The following is a 254-nucleotide window of genomic DNA, read 5'->3' as shown; positions in this document are numbered from 1 at the left end:
TCGTAACCGATGGGTTCACCGGCAATGTCGCGATCAAGACCGGCGAAGGCACGGCCAGCATGATCGGCGACCGGCTGCGCGAAGCGTTCAAATACTCGCCCCTGTCGCGCCTCGCCTCGCTGCTGGCCTATACCTCTCTGCGCCGTCTCAGCAAAAAGATCGACCCGCGCCGTGTGAACGGCGGCGTCTTTCTGGGCCTGAACGGCACGGTGGTGAAATCGCACGGCTCCGCCGATGCGACCGGCATCTCCGCT

At 64.6% G+C, this 254-nt stretch carries 1 pseudogene; it reads left to right on the top strand.

The annotated features are described in order from the left end of the window. A pseudogene (locus FCK22_RS18380) lies at nt 1-254 on the top strand (phosphate acyltransferase); the annotation flags it as partial.

The organism is Sulfitobacter sp. 15WGC (assembly GCF_005068605.1).
Classification (GTDB): domain Bacteria; phylum Pseudomonadota; class Alphaproteobacteria; order Rhodobacterales; family Rhodobacteraceae; genus Sulfitobacter; species Sulfitobacter faviae.
Note: the sequence above shows the minus strand (reverse complement) of the source record. Positions and strands in the feature narration are given on the sequence as shown.